Origin of the sequence: Pedococcus ginsenosidimutans, from assembly GCF_039544395.1 — a bacterium.
Lineage (GTDB): Bacteria > Actinomycetota > Actinomycetes > Actinomycetales > Dermatophilaceae > Pedococcus > Pedococcus ginsenosidimutans.
Genome location: NZ_BAABLO010000018.1, coordinates 1 through 768, shown reverse-complemented (window position 1 = coordinate 768; position 768 = coordinate 1). Strand labels below are relative to the sequence as shown.

Below are 768 nucleotides of genomic sequence, written 5' to 3'. Positions count from 1 at the left end.
TCATTAAGGATAACCGAGTGGGATCCATGACCGCCGACGAATACCTTGCCTTAATGACCGATCATGAATGGGAACACCGCTGGAACAGGAAAATCGAACGATTGACCAAACAGGCGAAATTTAGACAGAAAGCCAGTCTTGCTGATGTGGATTATACTCACAATCGTAACCTGGATAAAAATATGTTCGTCCGTCTCGGCATGTTGGACTTTGTCAAAAAAAAGGAAAACATTATTCTGACTGGAGCCTCTGGCGTTGGGAAAAGCTATCTTGCACAGGCTCTGGGGCACCAAGCCTGCTTGATGGGACTAAAGACCTTCTACTTCAATACAGCTCGCTTGCTCAAAATGTTAAAGCTCAGTAAAGTGGATGGTACTTATCTCAAAGAGCTTAAAAAACTCTCATCAACTGATCTGCTTATCCTTGATGACTTTGGTCTTCAATCCTTTGATAATCACGCAAGGGAAGCCCTTATGGATATCATTGATGATAGGCATAATCAGAAATCTACCATTCTATCATCTCAGATACCAGTATCAGCATGGTATGACATCATCGGGGAAAGCACTATCGCAGATGCTATTCTAGACAGAATAGTTCACTCCTCTCATCGAATAAGTCTTAAAGGAGAATCTTTGAGGAAAGGAGTATTGTAAAATCAATAAATCCATTTTTTTTGTTATCATTACAACATCTTTCAAAGTGGCACCATTTGACCGAAATAGGTGGCACAGTCCCTCCGAAATAACCACCCTCCAACCAATACTG

1 protein-coding gene is annotated in these 768 nt (G+C 41.4%); it reads left to right on the top strand.

The features are described from left to right. On the top strand, positions 1-656 hold a 656-nt coding region (istB, locus tag ABEA42_RS18470), incomplete at its 5' end, for an IS21-like element helper ATPase IstB (protein WP_345505360.1). Positions 657-768 lie beyond the last annotated feature (112 nt).